At 46.9% G+C, this 21,259-nt stretch carries 11 protein-coding genes; 5 read left to right on the forward strand and 6 right to left on the reverse strand.

The window, feature by feature from the left end; genetic code table 11:
• Positions 1 to 201: 201 nt before the first annotated feature.
• A complete protein-coding gene (locus CPIN_RS38720; RefSeq protein WP_012792694.1) occupies positions 202 to 12,243 on the forward strand; it encodes a Calx-beta domain-containing protein in 12,042 nt (4,013 codons plus the stop codon).
• A gap of 89 nt (positions 12,244 to 12,332) precedes the next feature.
• Here the strand turns inward: CPIN_RS38720 and CPIN_RS25265 are convergent, their stop codons facing one another.
• The 3 genes from CPIN_RS25265 to CPIN_RS25275 all read right to left on the reverse strand — a co-directional run bounded on the left by CPIN_RS25265 (position 12,333) and on the right by CPIN_RS25275 (position 14,569).
• Positions 12,333 to 12,935 carry a TetR/AcrR family transcriptional regulator gene (locus tag CPIN_RS25265; protein ID WP_012792695.1) on the reverse strand — a complete coding sequence of 201 codons (603 nt, stop codon included), beginning with the start codon at positions 12,933 to 12,935 and terminating at the stop codon, positions 12,333 to 12,335.
• A 141-nt stretch (positions 12,936 to 13,076) separates the two neighbouring features.
• Positions 13,077 to 13,670 carry a TetR/AcrR family transcriptional regulator gene (locus tag CPIN_RS25270; RefSeq protein ID WP_012792696.1) on the reverse strand — a complete coding sequence of 198 codons (594 nt, stop codon included), beginning with the start codon at positions 13,668 to 13,670 and terminating at the stop codon, positions 13,077 to 13,079.
• A gap of 146 nt (positions 13,671 to 13,816) precedes the next feature.
• Positions 13,817 to 14,569: a hypothetical protein gene (locus CPIN_RS25275; protein ID WP_012792697.1), complete on the reverse strand. Its 753-nt coding sequence runs from the start codon at positions 14,567 to 14,569 to the stop codon at positions 13,817 to 13,819.
• A 370-nt stretch (positions 14,570 to 14,939) separates the two neighbouring features.
• Here CPIN_RS25275 and CPIN_RS25280 point away from each other — a divergent pair, with 370 nt between their 5' ends.
• The 3 genes from CPIN_RS25280 to CPIN_RS38290 all read left to right on the forward strand — a co-directional run bounded on the left by CPIN_RS25280 (position 14,940) and on the right by CPIN_RS38290 (position 17,177).
• A complete protein-coding gene (locus tag CPIN_RS25280; RefSeq protein WP_012792698.1) occupies positions 14,940 to 15,185 on the forward strand; it encodes a hypothetical protein in 246 nt (81 codons plus the stop codon).
• A gap of 400 nt (positions 15,186 to 15,585) precedes the next feature.
• Positions 15,586 to 16,179: an inclusion body family protein gene (locus tag CPIN_RS25285; RefSeq protein WP_012792699.1), complete on the forward strand. Its 594-nt coding sequence runs from the start codon at positions 15,586 to 15,588 to the stop codon at positions 16,177 to 16,179.
• Positions 16,180 to 16,322: 143 nt separating this feature from the next.
• Positions 16,323 to 17,177 carry a c-type cytochrome gene (locus CPIN_RS38290; RefSeq protein WP_012792700.1) on the forward strand — a complete coding sequence of 285 codons (855 nt, stop codon included), beginning with the start codon at positions 16,323 to 16,325 and terminating at the stop codon, positions 17,175 to 17,177.
• 85 nt (positions 17,178 to 17,262) lie between these two features.
• Here CPIN_RS38290 and CPIN_RS25295 read toward each other — a convergent pair whose 3' ends face one another.
• The 3 genes from CPIN_RS25295 to CPIN_RS25305 all read right to left on the reverse strand — a co-directional run bounded on the left by CPIN_RS25295 (position 17,263) and on the right by CPIN_RS25305 (position 20,044).
• A complete protein-coding gene (locus tag CPIN_RS25295) occupies positions 17,263 to 18,660 on the reverse strand; it encodes an aminopeptidase P family protein (protein ID WP_012792701.1) in 1,398 nt (465 codons plus the stop codon).
• Positions 18,661 to 19,034: 374 nt separating this feature from the next.
• The gene (locus tag CPIN_RS25300; RefSeq protein ID WP_012792702.1) at positions 19,035 to 19,595 is read right to left on the reverse strand and encodes a group I truncated hemoglobin; all 561 of its coding nucleotides are present in this window, start codon (positions 19,593 to 19,595) and stop codon (positions 19,035 to 19,037) included.
• Positions 19,596 to 19,615: 20 nt separating this feature from the next.
• Complete coding sequence (locus tag CPIN_RS25305; protein WP_012792703.1) at positions 19,616 to 20,044, reverse strand: hypothetical protein; 429 nt, start codon at positions 20,042 to 20,044, stop codon at positions 19,616 to 19,618.
• A gap of 399 nt (positions 20,045 to 20,443) precedes the next feature.
• Between CPIN_RS25305 and CPIN_RS25310 the strand changes: the two genes are divergently transcribed.
• Complete coding sequence (locus CPIN_RS25310) at positions 20,444 to 21,208, forward strand: hypothetical protein (protein WP_012792704.1); 765 nt, start codon at positions 20,444 to 20,446, stop codon at positions 21,206 to 21,208.
• Positions 21,209 to 21,259: the final 51 nt, after the last annotated feature.

Below are 21,259 nucleotides of genomic sequence, written 5' to 3' on the forward strand. Positions count from 1 at the left end.
GCACATAGATAATTTTAGCCAACAGCATTCCTATACCGAAACACCTCAACATTTTTCCCTCAGAACTGCTGATTGATGAGAAGTTCGTACCCTGTGTTAAATACCAGCGGCTTATGTCCTTCCGGTGAACAAACCGTAAACGAGAAAACGTAATATACCTGGTTGCGCGGGCAACCTATTCCCTAACCTATGCATTACACAATGATTAGGCTTTTATTTACATTCCTATTAGTGGCTTTTTTAAGTCCGCTGGCCATTGCACAGACCTGTAACAAAGATCTGGCATTAGGCAAAGCAGTTACCACCTCCTCCGTTACGGCAGGCAACATTCCCACAAGGGCAACCGATGGCGATCCCACTTCCCGCTGGGAAAGTGCCTGGAGCAACAACCAGTGGATCATGGTGGACCTTGGGCAAAGCTATCCCATTTGTACCATTACACTGAACTGGCAGGTACTGGCCACCGGTTATACGGTAGAAGTATCTCCGGACGGCACATCCTGGACGAACCTTGTCACTGAGACTGCCAACGCAGGGCTTAACAAGACCTACAGCGTATCTGCCAACGGACGTTATGTACGTATGACAGGTCTCACCAGGGGTTCTGCTTATGGCTTCTCTCTCTATGACTTTATAGTGATCGGAACTGAACCGATCAACTATTGTTCAAATACCAACGTAGCGCAGCTACGTCCTGTTACTGTTTCCTCTGTAGTAAATGGCAATACCGGCAATTTCGCGGTGGATAACAACATGGGCACCCGCTGGGAAAGTGCGCATAGCGACAACCAGTCTATGTATGTAGACCTGGGCGCCAACTATGACCTTTGCAGGGTGGTACTGAACTGGGAAGCGGCGTATGGCAGAGACTATACGATCGATATTTCCAGCAATGGTACTGCCTGGACCACTGTAAAAACAGTGACGGGCAACTATATGAGAGACAATACGCTCGACGTCAGTGGTAATGCCAGGTATGTACGTATGACTGGTCAAACCCGTGGAAGTACCTATGGTTTCTCTCTATGGGAATTTTCAGTATATGCTTTACTACCAGCGGTCAGTGTCACTAAAGTCACTGACGCCGCAGAACCGGGAACAGGCGGCAGCTTCAGATTTAGTCTGCCGTCAGGTATCACCTTCACAGAAGATATCACCGTTAACTATAGCACCTCCGGTACAGCATCGAGCGGTACGGACTACACAGCACTGGCCGGCTCAGTAGTCATCCCCGCAGGGCAAGCAGGTGTCAACGTTCCACTTACCGTGATCGATGATCAGATTATTGAAGGCAACGAAACAGTGATAGCTACTATCACCAATGCGATCTCCACCACGCGTCCTGGTTTTCCGATCAGTGCAACTGATCCTAGTGCGACGATGACGATTACGGACAATGATAATATTGCTGCGAATAAGATCCTGAGCATTGCCCCAGGTGGTAATGGTGCAGAACCGTCTACCAATGGCAGCTACACCATCAGCCTACCGGCCGGTGTTACTTCTGCCCAAAGTATCACTGTCAACTATACGACCAGTGGAACTGCTACAGCCGGTGCGGATTATACGCTCCCTGCTACCTTCACCCTTCCCGCAGGGCAGAACAGTGCAACGGTTACACTGACAGTGTCGAACGATCAGATAATTGAAGGTACCGAAACATCGACGGTAACCATTACCGGTGGTACAACCGCTACACTCGGCGCTTTTACGGCGAATCTAAGTAATGCTACAGCCTCAGTGAATATTCTTGATGATGATAACAACTGGACCAATAAAAGCATCAGGATCGCCAGAACGGCACATGCTGCTGAGCCATCTACTAATGGCGGCTTCAGAATATACCTGCCGACCGGTATCACTGCTTCTGAAGACGTCACCGTGACTGCCGGCGTTACCGGTACTGCTACCCCGGGAACCGACTATGTTGTATTAGGCTCCACATTTGTTATTCCGGCTGGCCAAAACTCGGTTGCAGTTCCGGTACAGGTGATCGATGACAACGAGATAGAAAGTACAGAAACAGTGACCGTATCACCAACTGCGGCATCCAGTGCAACCTTGGGTGGCTTCGCAATCGTTTTTGGCACAACAGCAAACATCAACATTGCAGATAATGATGACATTCCAGCCAACAGACGACTGAGCGTCACCAAAACCATAGATGCAATGGAAGGCGCCAGCAATGGTAACTTCCGGATCAGTCTTCCGGCAGGCGTCAGTTATCCGGCAGCTATTACTGTCAACTACACTATCAGTGGTACCGCTGTCGGCGGAACAGATTATACCGCTATTCCAGCTACCGCTACCATCCCTGCCGGACAAAACGGTGTGGATGTAGCGGTAACCGCACAGCCTTACAATAACAATATCATTGAGAATGACAGGACGGTAATAATGACACTGACCGGTGGTTCCGCTCCTTCTTTCAGTGCATTTACACCTGACCCGGCGAATACTGCAGCTACGGTGATCATCGCTGATGATGACAGTAATGCCACTAACAAAAGGCTTTCTGTTTACAACATTGGTATGGATGCTGCCGAGCCTTCCACCGCCGGTGCTTTCCAGATAAGACTCCCGGGTACATTACGTGCTTCAGAGCCAATCACGGTTAGCTATACTATAACGCCATCAAGTAGTGCAGGGACGACATCCGCAACACCCGGCACTGACTTTAACAACTTAACAGGTACTGTTGTCATTCCCGCAGGACAGAACGCTGTTAACGTTCCCTATTCACCTATCGATGATCAGATCATTGAGACCAGAGAGGAGTTCACCGTACAACTTACAGGTGGTACAACACCTACTTTGGGTGCATTTGGTGTGGACGTAGCTACGGGTGTTATGGCCATTGATGACAACGATAATATTCCGGCAAACAAAACATTCACCATCACGCCGACAGCACCTGCAGCTGAATCATCCACAAACGGATCTTTCAGTGTGAGTCTGCCGGCAGGTTATACCGTTTCGCAGAATGTTACCTTCTACTATACTGTCGGAGGGACCGCTACTCCTGGCAGCGATTATACAGGTATAGGTACGTCTGTTATCTTAACTGCCGGACAAAACAGCGTGCAGATCACCGTACCGGTAATAGATGATAACATTATTGAAGGCACGGAGTCAATCGACGTCACGGCAACTTCCGGCGCATCTGCAGATATTACCGGATTTACGAGCAGCGGCACTGCAACAAATACTATTGCAGATGATGATAATACTGCTACAAATAAAGTGATCAGTATTATTGCTGCTAATAATGGTGCTGAGCCAGCTACAGATGCAACATTTACAATCAGTCTGCCGGCTGGCATCACGTCCGCCACTCCTGTAACCGTAAACTTCTCTGTCTCCGGTACGGCTACCTCCGGCGCTGACTATACCGCCTTAGCTACTTCCATCGTCATTCCTGCTAATCAAAACAGTGTAACATTGACTGTTCCGGTACTTGATGACCAGGCGATCGAGGGTACAGAAACAGTTATCGTTACTGTAACCGGTGGCACTGCACCGCTAGCAGGTACATTTACGGCAAGTACGACCAATGCGACAGCTACCGTGAATATCGCCGATGATGATAATACCCCTGCCAACAGGGTGATCAGCATCGTGAATGCAAACAATGGCAGCGAGCCTGCTACTAATGGCGCATTTACAATCAATCTGCCGACAGGTGTCACACTTACTGAAGACGTAACTGTTAACTTCTCCGTAGCTGGTACTGCGACACCAGGTAATGACTATACTTCACCGGGTACTTCCACTATTATCCCGGCGGGACAAAACAGCGTAACACTGACTGTTCACGTACTGGATGACCAGCTCATAGAAACAACAGAAACAGTTATTGTTACCATCACCGGCGGATCGGCAACAACAGCAGGTACGTTTATAGCGGGTACCAGTAATGTTGCCACTGTTGATATTACGGACAATGATAACACGCCTGCGAACAAAACGATCAGTATCACTACTGCGAATGATGGTTCCGAGCCATCCAGCAATGGTGCATTTAATGTTAGTCTGCCGACAGGTATAACAAATACTGAAGACATAACCGTCAACTTTACTGTCGCAGGTACAGCGACGGCAGGAACTGACTATACAGGCTTAGGTACTTCCGTTACGATTCCTGCCGGACAAAACAGCGTTACCCTCACTGTTCCCATACTGGATGATCAACTGATTGAGGGTACTGAAACAGTTATTGTGACAGTTACAGGTGGTTCTGCTACTGCGGCGGGAGCATTTAGCGCAAGTGCTACCAATGCTACTGCCACAGTGAACATCAACGACGATGATAATAATGCTGCCAATAAGGTGATCAGCATCGTTGCTGCGAACGATGGTTCCGAACCTGCTATAAATGCTGCATTTACTATCAGTCTGCCGACTGGTGTAACCGTTAATGAACCTGTTACTGTCAACTTCACCGTGGCGGGTTCTGCTACTTCCAGTACAGACTATACGGCAATAGGAACTTCCATCATTATCCCGGCGGGACAGAACAACGTAACACTAACTGTACCAGTACTGGACGATCAGCTGATAGAGGGAACTGAAACAGTTATTGTGACGGTTACAGGTGGTGCCGCTACTGCCGCCGGTGTATTTGCTGCAAGCACAACCAATGCTGCTGCGACTGTAAACATCAGTGACAACGATGATGTGGCCGCCAATAAAGTGATCAGCATTGCAACTGACAATGACGGCACAGAACCTGGGACAGCTGGTGCGTTTACCATCAGTTTACCAGCTGGTATAACGGCAGCAGAACCTATCACAGTGAATTTCACTGTAGCGGGTACAGCGACTGCGGGTACGGACTACACCGCATTCGGTACTTCCACTATCATCCCGGCGGGTCAGAATAGCGTAACGCTGACTGTTACGGTATTGGATGATCAGATTATAGAGTCTACAGAAACGGTTATTGTAACCGTAACAGGTGGCACTGCTACCACTGCTGGTGCATTTACCGCCGGTACGTCCAATACGGCTACGGTTAACATCAATGACAACGATAATACTACTACAAATAAAGTCATCACGATCGCTGCTGCCAATGACGGTACAGAGCCGGGTACTAATGCTGCATTTACTGTTAGCCTCCCGGCTGGTGTAACAGTCGATGAAGATGTAACTGTCAATTTCTCTGTCGCTGGTACAGCTACTGCAGGTACTGACTATACCGCAATCGGTACGGCTGTTATGATCCTTGCAGGACAGAACAGCGCTACACTCGCTGTTCCTGTATTGGATGATCAGGAAATAGAAGCGACTGAAACAGTTATTGTAACCGTAACAGGTGGTGCCGCTACGAATGCAGGTGCATTTACTGCCAGCATTGCTAATGCGACCGCTACTGTCAACATCAATGACGATGACAATACGGCTGCTAATAAAGTCATCAGTATTACTACTGCTAATAACGGCGATGAACCTTCCAATAACGGTGCATTCACGATCAGTCTGCCGACTGGCATTACTGTCAATGAAGACGTCACTGTTAACTTTACAGTGACCGGTACCGCTACTGCGGGTACTGATTACACTGCCCTGGGTACTTCCATCATCATCCCGGCAGGTCAGAACAGCGTAACGCTCACTGTTCCGGTACTGGATGACCAGATCATTGAAGGAACTGAAGCAGTTACTGTTACTATAACAGGTGCTGCCGCTACGAATGCCGGTGCATTTACTGCTGGTACTAACAATGTAGCTACTGTGAACATCAACGATGATGACAACACGGCTATTAATAAAGTGATCAGCATTGCCGCTGCGAATGATGGTACGGAGCCTGCTACCAATGCAGCCTTTACAATCAGTCTTCCGGCTGGTGTAACGGTAAATGAAGATGTCACAGTCAACTTCACCGTCGCTGGTACGGCTACATCAGGTGCTGACTATACAACAATCGGTACATCTGCTACCATCCTTGCTGGACAGAACAGTGTAATACTGACTGTCCCTGTACTGGATGACCAGATTATCGAAGCAGCAGAAACGGTTATCTTGACTGTCACAGGTGGTGCCGCTACGAATACAGGTGCATTTACGGCAAACCTGATCAATGCTACTGCTACCGTCAATATCAACGACGACGATAATACTGCCACTAATAAAGTTCTCAGTATCGCTGCTGCGAATGACGGTACAGAGCCGGGTAATAATGCTGCATTTACTGTCAGCCTCCCGACAGGTGTTACGGTTGATGAAGATGTTACAGTCAATTTCTCTTTGGCGGGTACAGCTACTGCAGGTACTGACTACACCGCAATCGGTAGCGCTGTTACGATCCTCGCTGGACAGAACAGCGCTACACTCACAGTTCCGGTACTCGATGATCAGGAAATAGAAGCGACTGAAACAGTGATCGTGACGGTAACAGGTGGATCCGCTACGAATGCGGGTGCATTTACGGCCAGTGTAACGAATACGACCGCTACTGTCAACATCAGTGATGACGACAATACTGCGGCCAATAAAGTCATCAGTATTACTACTGCTAATAATGGCGATGAGCCTTCCAACAATGGCGCATTCACTGTCAGTCTGCCGACTGGCATTACTGTCAATGAAGACGTCACTGTTAACTTTACAGTGACCGGTACCGCTACTGCGGGTACTGACTACACTGCCCTGGGTACTTCCATCATCATCCCGGCGGGACAGAACAGCGTAACGCTGGCAGTGCCTGTACTGGATGACCAGATCATTGAAGGAACTGAATCCGTTACTGTTACAATAACAGGCGGTTCGGCTACAGCTGCCGGTGCATTTACCGCTGGTACCAACAATGTAGCTACTGTGAACATCAATGATGATGACAACACTGCTACTAACAAAGTGATCAGCATTGCTGCTGCGAATGATGGTACCGAGCCTGCCACTAACGCAGCCTTTACAATCAGTCTGCCAGCCGGTATAACAGTGAATGAAGACCTCTCTGTCAACTTTACCATCGCTGGTACGGCTACATCAGGTGCTGATTATACTCCAATCGGTACAACTGCTACCATCCTCGCAGGACAGAACAGCTTAACACTGACTGTCCCTGTACTGGATGACCAGATCATCGAAGCAGCAGAAACAGTCATCTTGACTATAATAGACGGTACGGCTACAGTTGCGGGTACCTTTACTGCAGGCACGGCAAATACCGCTACCGTTAACATCAACGATAATGACAATACCGCTGCCAATAAAATCATCAGTATCGCTGCTGCGAATGATGGCGCAGAACCAGCGGGCAACGCAGCCTTCACTATCAGTCTGCCGACAGGTGTAACTGTAGATGAAGACCTCACAGTCAACTTTACGGTGGCTGGTACAGCTACTGCGGGTACCGACTACATATCTCTCGGAACCTCCATCGTCATTCCAGCTGGACAAAACAGCGTAACACTCAATGTCCCTATCCAGGATGACCAGGTTATAGAAGCTACAGAAACCGTTATTGTAACCGTAACAGGTGGTTCCGCCACTAATGCGGGTGCATTTACGGCAAGTGCGACCAATTCAACCGCTACCATCAATATCATTGACAACGACAATACAGCGGCTAATAAAGTCATTAGTATTGTTGCTGCGAATGATGGTTCCGAGCCTGCTACCAATGCTGCATTCACTGTCAGCCTTCCTACTGGTGTGACGTCAGATGAAGTTGTCACTGTCAACTTCACCGTAGCAGGTACAGCTACCGCGGGTACTGACTACACAGCTTTAGGTACGTCCATTATCATTCCGGCAGGACAGAACAGCGTAATGCTGACCGTGCCTGTACTCGATGATCAGATTATTGAATCAACAGAAACCGTCACGGTTACCATAACAGCGGGTGCTGCTACCAACGCAGGTGCATTTACCGCAGGTACAAGCAACACTGCTACTGTCAACATCAGCGATGATGATAACATTCCTTCTAATAAGGTAATCAGCATTACCGCTGCGAATGATGGCGCTGAGCCGGCAAGCAACGCTGCTTTCACTATCAGTCTGCCAACAGGTGTAACGGCGAATGAAGCGGTCACTGTCAACTTCACCGTGGCAGGTACAGCTACTGCTGGTACGGACTACACGACGCTGGGGACATCGGTGATTATCCCGGCTGGACAGAACAGCGTAAGCCTCAATGTACCGGTCCTGGATGACCAGGTAATAGAAGCTACAGAAACAGTCATTGTTACCGTTACAGGTGGTTCCGCTACTGCGGCTGGTGCATTTACGGCCAGCGCGACGAATGCGACGAGCACCGTTGACATCACCGATAATGACAACACCGCTGCCAATAAAGTGATCAGCATTACCCGCACTGCCGACGGCTCTGAGCCTTCCAGCAACGGGGCATTCAGTATCAGCCTGCCGGCGGGTGTAAGTATCAGCGAAGACCTGAACATTATTTACAACATAGCGGGATCCGCAATCAATGGAACTGACTACGGCGCCTTAAACGGTACGATCATATTACCGGCTGGACAGAACAGCATCTCTCTGCCTGTGATAGTAACTGACGATGACATCATAGAAGGCGCTGAAAGCGTTGTTGTAAGTATCGCCAATGCTGCTGCCACAACGATCACCGGATTCACTGTCAGCATCACTAATAGCTCTGCTACGGTGATCATCGCTGACGAAGACAATACAACTGCCAACAGGGTCATCAGCATCAATCCTGTAACAAACGGATCAGAACCTGCTACAAATGGTAGCTTCGCGGTGAGCTTGCCGACAGGTATCACAGCTGCTGAAGACATTACTGTCAACTACATCGTAGCGGGTACAGCTACTGTCGGTACTGACTATACCGCGCTGGGTACTTCAATAATCATCCCGGCTGGCCAGAACAGTGTGACGCTGACGGTGCCGGTGCTGGATGATCAGATCATTGAAGCAACAGAAACTGTCATCGTAACTGTTACAGGTGGCACAACGATCAGTATTGGTGCCTTTACTGCCAGCGCAACAAATGCGACAACCACCGTCAATATCAACGATAACGATAATACCCCTGCTAATAAAGTGATCAGTATTGTAGCTGCGAATGATGGGGCTGAGCCGTCTACTAACGGGGCGTTTACAATCAGTCTGCCAACAGGTGTAACTGTCAACGAAGCGGTCACTGTCAACTTTACAACTGCGGGTACCGCTACTGCTGGTCCTGACTATACCACACTGGCTACCACTATCACCATTCCGGCGGGTCAGAACAGCGTAACGCTGAGTGTTCCGGTACTGGATGACCAGATCATTGAGTCCGCAGAAACAGTGATCGCTACAATCACCGGTGGTACGGCTACTGCGGCGGGTACCTTTACAGCCAGTGCCACCAATGCAACGGCTACCATCAACATTACCGATAACGATAACACTGCTGCCAATAAAGTCATCAGTATCGTTGCTGTGAATGATGGTGCGGAGCCGTCTACTAACGGGGCGTTTACAATCAGTCTGCCGGCGGGTGTAAGCGTCGATGAAGATGTCACCGTCAACTTCACAGTGATCGGTACTGCTACCGCTGGCGCTGACTATACCGCCCTGGGCGCGTCAGTGATCATCCCTGCCGGACAAAACAGCATCACACTCGCTGTTCCGGTGAGAGATGACCAGGCTATTGAAGCCACAGAAACTGTGATCGTTACTATCACTAGTGGTACAGCTGCCAACGCCGGCGCATTCACTGCCGGTACAAACAATACAGCGACTGTGAACATCAGCGATGATGATAACACGCCTGCCAATAAAGTGATCAGTATCGTTGCTGCAAATGATGGTGCAGAACCATCTACTAACGGGGCGTTTACAATCAGTCTGCCGACAGGTGTAAGCGTTAATGAAGATGTAACGGTGAACTTTACCGTTGCCGGTACGGCTACTGCCGGCGCTGACTACAGCAGCTTAGGCACTACGGTGATCATCCCTGCAGGACAAAACAGTGCTATACTGACGGTCCCGGTACTTGATGATCAGGTCATTGAATCAACAGAAACCGTGATCGTTACTGTAACAGGTGGTACAGGTATTACTACAGGCGCCTTCACCGTCAGCACTTCCGATGCAAGTGCAGCGGCAAATATCAGCGACGACGACAATACAGTGGCCAACAGGATCATGAATGTCATCAACACGAATGATGGCAGCGAGCCTGCTACGAATGGTAATTTCTCGATCAGTCTGCCTGCGGGTATTATTACTGCCGAAGACATCATCGTTAGCTACACTTTAGCGGGTACTGCTACTACGGTTACAGATTATACCACCAGCGGTACAAACGTCACCATTCCTGCTGGCCAAAACAGCGTAACGTTGCCGATCGTAGTCAACGACGACCTGCTGATGGAAGGAGATGAAACGGTGGTTATTACCATCACAGGGGGAATGACTGCTACACTGGGTACTTATACCCCGGGTACTGCCAGCGCTACCCTGATCATTGCTGATGATGAAAATACGGTTACTAATAAAGTGCTCAGTATCTCCAGGAATGCAGATGCAGCGGAACCTGCTACTAATGGCAGCTTCACGGTAAGTCTGCCGGCCGGTATCAGCGCCACTGAAAACATCAGCGTAAGTTATACCATCAGTGGTACTGCTACAGCGGGTACTGATTATGCGACGCTCAGCGGATCAGTGATCATCCCTGCAGGACAGAACAGTGCGAACATCGATATGATGGTAAATGACGATCAGCTCATTGAGGGGAATGAAACCGTGATTGCCACTATTACCGGCGGTACGGGTGCTGCACTTGGTACATTTACTGTCAGCATGACCAATAATACCGCTACGGTTACGATCAGCGATGACGACAACACAGCGGCGAATACGACTATCAGCATTACCACACTGAATGATGCTGCGGAACCAGGTACTACGGGTAATTTCACTATCAGCTTACCAACAGGTATTACTGCGGTAGAAGACATTACCGTTACTTACAATACCAGTGGTACGGCAACACCGGGTATTGATTATGCTACTTTAACCGGCAGTCTCATTATCCCTGCCGGACAGAATAGCGTCACCCTGCCGGTAACTGTTATTGACGACGGATTGATGGAGGGTACTGAAACGGTGATGGTGAATCTGAGTGGCGCGTCTGCTGCTACACTGGGTACCTTGACGATCAGTACGACCAATGCACAGGCGACTGTCAATATCAATGATGATGACAATAGTGTTGTCAGATTTGAAACCTGGAAAACAGCCGCCCTGCCTGCTGGTAATACAGACGGTAAGATCGGTCAGGGTGAACAGATCACTTATACCATCTTCATCCGCAATACGGGTAATATCAATATCCCTCGGCTGTCTGTACAGGATCCGGTGCCTGCTTATACTTCTTATGTAAGTGGTGGTGCGCTGATAGGCAATAATGTACATTTCAGTATTGTTGACCTGCAACCAAATGCTGTCAGCCAGGTGAGCTTTATTGTACAGACTTACGATAACCTTAACGGGGTACAGCAGATTACCAACGTGGCACAGATCAGCGATGGTACGACTACATTGAATACCCTAGCATGTGATCCTTCCGATCCAAATTGTACCGGAAGTAACCAGACGATTGTTCCTGTACGTGAACCACAGGGCGACCTGGTGATCAGCAAAAGTGCGGTGAATCAGCCAACCAATGGTCAGCATTATATACTGGGCGAGAATATCACTTATGAGATTGTGGTGAGCAATGTGGGTGAGAAGACATTTACCAACATCGCCATTACGGATTCCCTGCCTGCGTCACTGGACATGCCGACTTATTATATCAGCAGCAAGGGTAGTATCATTGCGAGTCCGGCGGCCAAAAAGGTGGTCACAAGTGTTGATCAGCTGTTGCCGGGTGAGGATGTCACCATTACTATCACCTGCCGTGTTAATAATAAGGAGATCATCAATACTGCTTATGTGCAGGCAGATGAAACGGAGACCGATCTGTCCAACAATACAGCAGTTGCTACCGCGGCTGCTTCTATTAAGGACCTGGCCTTTATCAATGCATTCAGACCCGGCAATGGTGCAAACAATCGTTTTGTGATTGTGGGACTTGAAAAATACCCTGGGTCCAAGCTGCTTGTTTACAACAGATGGGGCTCACTGGTGTATCAGTCTAACGATTATAAGAATGACTGGAGAGCACTGGATCTGCCAATGGGCGGCTACATCTATGTAGCCGAAGTGAAGAAACCGGAAGGCGTAGTAGTGTATAAAGGTGATTTCATTATCATCAGATAAGTACTTACGCTATTATAAAAGAAGAAGGGCTCTCCAAATGGGGAGCCCTTCTTCTTTTAATTCATTTGCTGTACAATATGATGAATGGATTATGCGGCTGAGGCGACGGTTGCAGTTTGTCTGAGCATATCCAGCACTACTCTCTCGTTGAATGCATCGGTATTCTCTTTGTAAATGCGTCCCAGTCCGATAAGACCATGTACGACTGACCACTGAAGGAAATACCTGCGGGCAATTTCCTCTGTAGAAATGATCTCTCCGTTGGCCGTTTGTCTGATCACGTCCTGTACCAGTCCGGCAAATATGTCAATTTCCGGAGAAGAGCTATTGTCTGCGCTCAGTGGAATACCCATCCCAAACATCAGCTGGTAATATTCCTTTTCGGTTTGCGCAAAATGCAGGTAAGCCATCCACATTGATTGCAGTTGCTGTTCCGGTTGTTCCTGTTCCTGCTGTGCGGCGGTGGTAGCAGTGGCCAATAATCTGAAGCCAGCGCGGGCGAGTTCTCTCATAATGGCTTCTTTATTCTGAAAATAGTCATATATAACCGGCGCGGTATGCGCGATCATTGTAGCTATTTTCCTCATGCTGACAGCTTCCCAGCCATTTTCTTTTGCCAGCGTGAATGCAGCGTCCAGTATACTGGCACGGATCTCTTCTTTCAGTCGCGATTTTTTATCTTGAGCTTCCATGACGATGATATTAGTGGTAGTATTAAGACTATTCAGTCTATTTTATAATAAAAAAATATATAGATCCTTTTTATACATATAGACCATTTAGTCTTTTTATAAGCAATAAAAAAACAGCCATCGGCGGGCTGTTTCATACTATTAAATAAGACTATATGCTATAATTTCTTTCTTCATTGCCCTGATTGCGGTCTTCATGGGTAGCGGTGATCCCATCACCCGGGACATCAGGAAAGCGCCCTCCATCGTAGCAAAGAGCTTGATAGCGAATTCTTCCGGATTGATCTCCGGAGATAACTCCCCCGCTGTAATACCCTCTTTGATAATAGTGACCAGATTCCTGTTAGCCGCTTTGATCACTGAATGTACCTTTTCGCGGATGGCCTGATTGGTATCATCTGTGTCCACTCCAAAGTTAAGAATGGGACAGCCACCGTGTACAAAAGAGTTATCCAGCGGATTGGCATTCATCTCAGCATAAGCCAGTAGCTTGTCTATGGATGTTTTATGCTGTTGTAATATATTCATCCGGCGGGCAGCCACCTTATCGAGCAGGTATGCCGCGCTGGCGAGGGCCAGTTCATCTTTACTCTGAAAATGTCCATAGAGACAGCCTTTGGCCACTTTAGCCGCTTGCAGCACTTCATCAATAGAAGTACCTGCAACGCCTTTTTCGTTGAATATGTCCGCAGCCTGTTCTATTATCAACTGCCTCGTTCTTTCTGACTTTTTCATCTCCAGAGATAATTGATTCTGTCAAAATTAGACTAATTAGTCTGATTAGACAAATAATTGTGAGCCGGACAGGCATACAAAAGGCCGCCCACTATAAAAGTGGACGGCCATCACCTTTCTTTACCAAAATGGTTATAATTACATGACTATCTTAACTTATGCTCAACTGACATGCTGTTTTCCAGCGCAGATTTGAGTCTGTTGTTGGTATCGACGTCTGCATCGATGCTCAACACGATCTTACCACCAGTGAAGGTACCGGTAAAGTCTCCTATCTGCAGTTTAGACATTACCAGGTTCAGGTCCAGTTTGAGTTTGCCGTCAAACGAAAGACCATCGGCGCCGATAGCCACGTCATTGCCCGTTGCAGTCAATTCAATTTTACCTACGATGACTACCTCAACAGGGATGTCATTACCCTGCCAGGTGATCCGGCCTTTCATCAGGATAGCAGGTTTCTGCTTATCGCCCTGGGCACGGAAATAAACTTTTACATGATCAAAGTTGCCGACCGGCAGCATGATGCTACCCAATGATGTGCTATCGAGAATATCGATAAAGCGGTCTGTCTTAATGCTCATGTTAATTTCGTCTGCTCCGCTTTTAGCAGCGAATTTCAGTTCCCTGAACCTTACTTTGATACTATCCCAGGTCAGGTCAAATCTTAAAGAGGGGAAAGATGCTGCAGACGGGTCATTAATGATTCTACCCAGGCGCTCTGCCCCTGAACCATCAATAGAACCAGTAGGATTAACTGCCTGGATCTGATAGTTGACAGTGGCATTACCCTCCTGCTTTGCGGGGTCTACAGTTTCATCAGAAGACTGCTTCGAACACGCAGTGAATAATGCAGCAACCAGGGTCACAGTTGTGCACAACTGAATAAATGATTTTTTCATGTGTGAAATCGGTTTAAGTGTTTCCAATAAAAATTGAGGTAAGAAAGGTCTTTCAGTTGATACGTTATTCCTCCCCTGAGATGCCGGAAAAAGGTTACAGTCTTTCAGTTAGAATAGATGGCTTCAATATGCGTCTGCCGGTGCATCGCGGGGGCGCAATCCCAACAGCAATTATCATACCGCAACACGCCAAAAATATTTCCCTTAGGCGTGCTAACTAATTCTACTTTAACGTGTTGCCTTTAGGGCTCGCTCCTTATCTCACTGTGAGGAAATATGTCAATACTTGTTTTAGTAGGCATCCTGGCAGGAACGGCCGGGGCTGTCATTAAGGTCTGATTCTTGTGTGCATAACCGAAAATGGATAACTATGAACAAATTATCATTTAACTTATTAGTTGACGGTGTTCCTTACATGGTGAAAGCGGAACCATTTTCCTTTAATGATGAGCAACGTTATAATGTAAGTTTTAATGGCAGTGAGACATACATTTTTGCCTGGGATGAAGAAACATTGCGATATGCACCGGTAGGTGACGTGGCGTCTACCGTACCGGTATCTCTTGAACAGGAAATTGCCAACAGATTGTATGAAGTCACGCCAAGTAAAGAATAGTGATGTCCTCTTCCCTGTACCTATTTTCTGAATTTATAAGCACGCCATCGAACAAAACTACATTCGTCCTGTTATTAATGCTGTGAGACCACTATTTAATCAGTTAACTATTACTCAGATAACCAGTTTTTTATTCAGCAAAAGACCACAATCACCAGGACAATCATGACAAACATAGCACACCACAGCGCTACCTTTCCTTAATTAAAGGATCCTATATGGCATTGCAGCCCTTATGTTCAGATAGTGCACTATCTGACAGGAGCTCAGTTTGCCCGCACTGTAATATGTTGTTTCCCTACAGGAAATACAGTCCTTCGTTTGTCTGCTTCCCTCAAATTTTAAATGGCGTATACCGAAAAGCCTGAAAAGAGTAGGTAATAATTTTAAACCACATTTTATGTCTCAAATCGCTACAGCTACCAGTCGCGCAACGCAGGGCAATATCCTGGACGTGAATGACCAGATCGTTCATGTAATGTTCCTGGTAGATACCGCTTACATCTATGCGAAGTACACAACCGGCATCAGCACCGACCCCACCAAACCGATGCCTATTGACCACAACTCAGAAGTAATGGCCTGTTCCTTCGTCAATAAACCATCAAAACAAGGAACTGCTGACCTTTCCTTCTCCGTACCTAACCAGTCTACGGTAGCATTCTGGGGGTCTTCTCTTTCTAACAATGGTCATGATGCCATCATCATCTATGATATAGAAAAAAATACAAACCTGGGTCCTACCGACGATGTATTTAATCCTTTTGTCATGAACCAGACATTGTTACCTGGTGGCGTTATTCCTTCCGGTAGCATTAACGGATTACCTGCAACTACAGAAGCACGTAACATCTATGCACTGACTTCCACTGTGAAAGCTAAAGGCACAGAAAATTTCGTGATCAGATTCGGTCTTTACTTATTCGATGCCGGTACACAGACACAGAAGCTCTGGAGTTACTGCCAGTGGGATCCAACCATCACGGTATATTAATCCCTGGTCTTCCACATCACATACACAGACGTATTAAGAAAGCAGTTCGCCTTGGGCGGACTGCTTTTTTGCATTTAATTGATGCCTGACGGTTTTGTTCTATTTTCCGCCTCTGCCCCGCCCTAATTTTGAGAAAAAAAGAAATGCAGCCAATACGACTTACCCTCTCCTTTGTACTATGCCTGCTGCTGACAGCCGCCTTCACTGCTTCTGAGGAAGAAGGTCGCGCGCTTTATGACCACCATTGTGCACGCTGTCATGGTACGGATGGAGCAAGGGGCCTGTTTGGGGCGAAGAACCTGCAGAAAAGCCAGTTATCTGATAGCGCTATTCTCCTGCAGATCAGTAATGGCCGACGGATTATGCCCGCTTTCAGAAAGCGCATCACCCCCGATCAGATGACAGCCATTGCCAACTATATTAAAAGCTTTAGAACCAGCTATATGACAAGCAGAAAAACTAATCCCATGTTTACCTTCCCGCATATCATCATGATCGCCACTGCCGTTACAACAGCCTTAATCAGTGGGTTGTTCTACGCATGGTCCTGTTCTGTTATTCCTGGTCTGGCAAAGGTGTCCGACAGCACCTACCTGGAAGCCATGCAACAGATGAACAGGGCTATACTCAACCCTGTATTCTTTCTGAGTTTCATGGGCACTGTATTCCTGCTACCCTTGTGTACCTATCTACAATATGGTCCGGTGTTATCTGCCCGTTTCTGGCTCCTGTTACTGGCCTCGCTTATTTACCTGGGAGGTACTTTCGGGGTGACTATGTTTGGCAATGTACCGCTGAACAATATGCTGGATGCCGTCCAACTATCCGGCGCCACAAGCGCAGATCTTGCAACTATGCGGATTAAGTTTGAGCAACCCTGGATATACCTGCATACCATCCGTACAATAGCCAATGTCATTGCATTGATACTGGTAGTGATCGCCTGTCTCAGCCCGTCGCCTGTTGCAGAACCTATTGCTTATCTGCATCGTTCGTAATACCGCCATCCTATCACCTGCAAAAAGAAAGGAGCCCGCCACCGGCGGACTCCTTTACGATATAATATATGGGTTAGTCTGTAGTCTATTGTCTTAACGCTTCAACGGCTGCGATTGTTTTTGGTAATTCCTTACCTAACTTTCTGCTACCAGTTTCCGTAATCACAAAGTTATCTTCTATACGGATACCACCAAAATCGCGATAGCCTGCGAGCGTGTTATAATCAACAAAGTTACTAAGTTTATGCTCAGCAACCCAACGATCTATCAATTCAGGAATAATATAAATGCCCGGTTCAACTGTTAATACAAAACCTGTTTGCAGTTCACGACCCAGCCGCAGTGACTTCCAGCCAAATTCTGTACTTTTTTTCAGTGTATCGGAATAACCTACGTATTGTTCACCCAGATCTTCCATATCATGTACATCCAGTCCGATCATATGTCCCAGACCACACTGGAAGAACAAGGTATGTACACCTGCCGCCACTGCTTCCGCGGGGTCTCCTTTTACCAGTCCGAGGTTCTTTAATCCTTCCAACAGTTTAACAGAAGCCTGTGTATGTACTTCTTTATATTGTATACCTGGTTGCAGCAAACCAGCTGCGTGATCCAGCGCATCCAGTACGACCTGATACATTTCACGCTGACGGGTGGTAAACTGTTTGCCTACCGGGAACGTTCTTGTGAGGTCGCCCGCATAATGCATGGCTGTTTCCGCACCGGCATCACAGAGTACCATGTGTCCTTCTGCTACCTGGTTGCCATGGAAGTGATTATGTAATACCTGACCATTGATTGTCAGAATAGTAGGATAAGATAAACGACCGCCTGCTGCCAATGCTGCTTCTTCCACTTTCGCTGCGATCTCATATTCTTTCATGCCTGGTCTGGTATATTGCATAGCAGCCAGGTGCATATCCACGCTCACAGATACCGCCGCTTCCATCTCTGCTATCTCATTCGCATCTTTACACTCACGCTGTGCGATTACTGCCTTGATCAGTTTCAGGGATACGACTTCCTGCAAACCGGCTATAGATAACTGCAACCATTCTGCCAGCTTAATCTTGTTTTCCGGACGGTAAGGAGGCAAGATATGTATACGACGTCCTGTATCTTTTGCTTTCTTCAGTACATCTCCCAGCTGGGCGTAAGGTTTTGTCTTTGCAATACCTACCTTGGTTGCCAGATCCTGTAAAGAAGGCAATGGGCCCGTCCAGATGATATCATCTATGCCAGCTTCTCTTCCGAAAAGTGTCTCTTCTCCGGATTCCGTATCCAGTACAAGTGCCAGTCCGGCTATATCAATACCTGCATAATAAAGGAAAGTGCTATCCTGGCGGAAAGGATATGTATTATCCGCGTAGTTCATGCTGCTGTCTTCATTTCCCATCAGGAGAATCAGACCGTCTCCTACATTAGCGGAGAGCTTTTGTCTACGTTTGGTGTAAACGAGTTCATCAAACAAATGTAAATGCATAGATGTTCTTAGTGACGGACGAAGTTAGGAGAAAAAAAATTAAAAATTAAGAATTAAGGATTAAGAATTGGTTTGAAGGGGCGGAATATTGAAGAATTGATAGCGGTGGAAATGAGAAAAAAATTACGAATTACGATTTAGCAGCGATTAATTATTTAGCGGCAGATATGTTACAGAAACCGGTGAGATATTATCAGCGGCCATCATTACTCACGGCATGGTTATGTTCAACTGATTCAGGGCTTCCGTCGAATGACGAAGCCCTGAACAATCTAAGAATTATATATTATACTTCTTTTTCCAGACGTTTTATATATTCTTATACCGGGAATTATTCCGCAATTCTTAATTCTTACCTTTTTATTCTTAATTTTTTAACTCTTCTGTACCACCACTGGTCTTAGGGTTTCTACCAGGGCGCCTACCTGACCAATCAGCTGATCAGATAAACCGTTCTTTTTTGCAGCCACTACCAGGTCAGCGATAAAGGCGTCGAAATCTGCATTGGAAGCTTTTCCATTCATACGTGGATTCTTAGCAGGATCGTGTGCATCTTTCATATTCAGGCCACCATAAGTAAAGCCTTTTCCGCCGGTAGCTACGCAGATAAAGTCTGTCAGATTTTTACTGAGTCTTTCAAAACCACTGGTGTTACCGGTAGTTACTTCCGCCAGCAGTACAGTAAAGAAACCATTGATCTTTGCATCTCCTGCGATCACAAAGATGGCGCTGTCTACCACAGAACGGATACCGAGTCTGCCTTGTTCGATCTTCATGCCTGCATTGGCAGGATCATTTACCATTGCTGAACCGCCAAGGGAATCATAAAGAGACATTTTTGTAACCATAGGGGCATCGTCGTCCTTTTTACAGGATTCCATAAGTCCGACGAAGGCAACAAGCCCAAGCATAAATAACCACGCTGATTTTTTCATATGATATTATTGATTAGCCATTAGAAAATATGTTTGAATACGCCAGACAACTTCGCAGTAAATGATTGTGCCATAGCCGGACAACCACTTTTCATCTCTTCCTCACTGGGTACATAACGTTGTGCAGGATAATGAAAGGTGGTCTGGAAATCGCTGACAATATTACCTGCATTGGTTTTCACAGGAAAGAAGGTAAATACTACAATCGCTGTAGCGGGATTAACCATCACCCTGTCCACGCCTTTCTGCTGATACAACCATGCGGAAATCTTATCCGCATCCTGCTGCGAAATATCCTGCCTGATATCAATTCTGGCCATGATACGGGTATTAGCGCCCGGTGGCTTGGGTCGCGTTACCATATAGATATGCACCGCAAGCACTACTATGAGACACACGGATATACCTCCGGCCCATAGCAGGATCTGCTTTAGTTTTTTTGTGATCATAAAAAGGTCTTGATTAATTAACGTGAGGTCCTGTGCATGTGCACTGACAGGATTACTGGCATGTATATTATATCTGCTTCCTTATCTGGTTCCAGCGAGTTAGTCTGTACAATGTCTATTGTCTGGAACCGGTACATGATTAGATACGTGTATTTATTTCAACTGGTTTTAAAAACAGGAAAGAATTTTTCAGCTACTATTATGAGTCATAGCGGACTTCTTGGCCGAAAAACATGACTACGTAAATAACACGCATCCGGATTTTTCCATTTCATAATCACTTGTTGAATAACAGTTATAAAGGAGTCCTATATACTTATAGAAAACCCAGATATCATATTGTTAGGATTCCTACCTATATTTGCATTATCAAAATCAATCACACTAATTCATAGCATCATGAAACACATTACAGCTACAGTAGCACTGGTTCTTTTCACTGTACTATCTGCCTTTGCAGGACCGGATTGTGACTCTTGTAAAAGACCTAAGTCTACTGTTAATGAAGCAGATTATAAGATCGTATCCGCCAGTGTTACACACAATAAAAAATGGGGACAGCTTGAATTTGAGATCATCGTGCAGGGACAGGCAGGTAAGAGTACCTCCAAACCTGCGGGTAAGATGAACGGCGCTCCGGTAGATGGTTATGTATTCCCTACCACGCTTAGTCCGGAGGATGTCGGGTTCAGTAAAACAGCCGGAATTCTTGCCCTGGCACTGACAGCGCATCCTGACTTTGATGACACTCCCTTATGGGATGAAAACGGTGATGGCGATTATACAAATGACAAAATCGTATGGCATCCGCACTGGGTGGTGTTAGTGGAGGACAAACGTGTTCCCGGCGGACTATCCGTAAAAGAATTTGATCCTGCTGATAAATCCGTTGTATTACCAAAGACCAATCCGGGTATGCCGATGTACATGGACTCTCCGGGCTTCCAGGTAGTCACCGAAGGGAAGGCGATCAGGATCGTGGTACCTGATTACAGAGTACGTTTCAAAACCAATTTCAAATACGATGCAGTAGCAGCCTATATGCAGGTCGTAACAGGAGAAGCAGGAGACCATACGCAGGGTGGTAAAATGCCTATGCTGGGCGTCTACAAAGTATATAGTGTACTTTCCAGGAACCTCTCCCTTCCCTACCAGGTAAAATAAACAATTACATCATCGTAAGCGGCGTGTACTCCGCTCCGCTTACTGCTATAA

Origin of the sequence: Chitinophaga pinensis DSM 2588 (assembly GCF_000024005.1) — a bacterium.
Lineage (GTDB): Bacteria > Bacteroidota > Bacteroidia > Chitinophagales > Chitinophagaceae > Chitinophaga > Chitinophaga pinensis.

What these genes read in the sequence shown, in the direction of transcription:
- CPIN_RS25300 (WP_012792702.1), bottom strand. Translation starts at nt 19,595, where the DNA reads ATGAAAAAATCAGCGTGGTTATTTATGCTTGGGCTTGTTGCCTTCGTC.
- CPIN_RS25275 (WP_012792697.1), bottom strand. Translation starts at nt 14,569, where the DNA reads ATGAAAAAATCATTTATTCAGTTGTGCACAACTGTGACCCTGGTTGCT.
- CPIN_RS25295 (WP_012792701.1), bottom strand. Translation starts at nt 18,660, where the DNA reads ATGCATTTACATTTGTTTGATGAACTCGTTTACACCAAACGTAGACAA.
- CPIN_RS25305 (WP_012792703.1), bottom strand. Translation starts at nt 20,044, where the DNA reads ATGATCACAAAAAAACTAAAGCAGATCCTGCTATGGGCCGGAGGTATA.
- CPIN_RS38290 (WP_012792700.1), top strand. Translation starts at nt 16,323, where the DNA reads ATGCAGCCAATACGACTTACCCTCTCCTTTGTACTATGCCTGCTGCTG.
- CPIN_RS25265 (WP_012792695.1), bottom strand. Translation starts at nt 12,935, where the DNA reads ATGGAAGCTCAAGATAAAAAATCGCGACTGAAAGAAGAGATCCGTGCC.
- CPIN_RS25285 (WP_012792699.1), top strand. Translation starts at nt 15,586, where the DNA reads ATGTCTCAAATCGCTACAGCTACCAGTCGCGCAACGCAGGGCAATATC.
- CPIN_RS25280 (WP_012792698.1), top strand. Translation starts at nt 14,940, where the DNA reads ATGAACAAATTATCATTTAACTTATTAGTTGACGGTGTTCCTTACATG.
- CPIN_RS25310 (WP_012792704.1), top strand. Translation starts at nt 20,444, where the DNA reads ATGAAACACATTACAGCTACAGTAGCACTGGTTCTTTTCACTGTACTA.
- CPIN_RS38720 (WP_012792694.1), top strand. Translation starts at nt 202, where the DNA reads ATGATTAGGCTTTTATTTACATTCCTATTAGTGGCTTTTTTAAGTCCG.
- CPIN_RS25270 (WP_012792696.1), bottom strand. Translation starts at nt 13,670, where the DNA reads ATGAAAAAGTCAGAAAGAACGAGGCAGTTGATAATAGAACAGGCTGCG.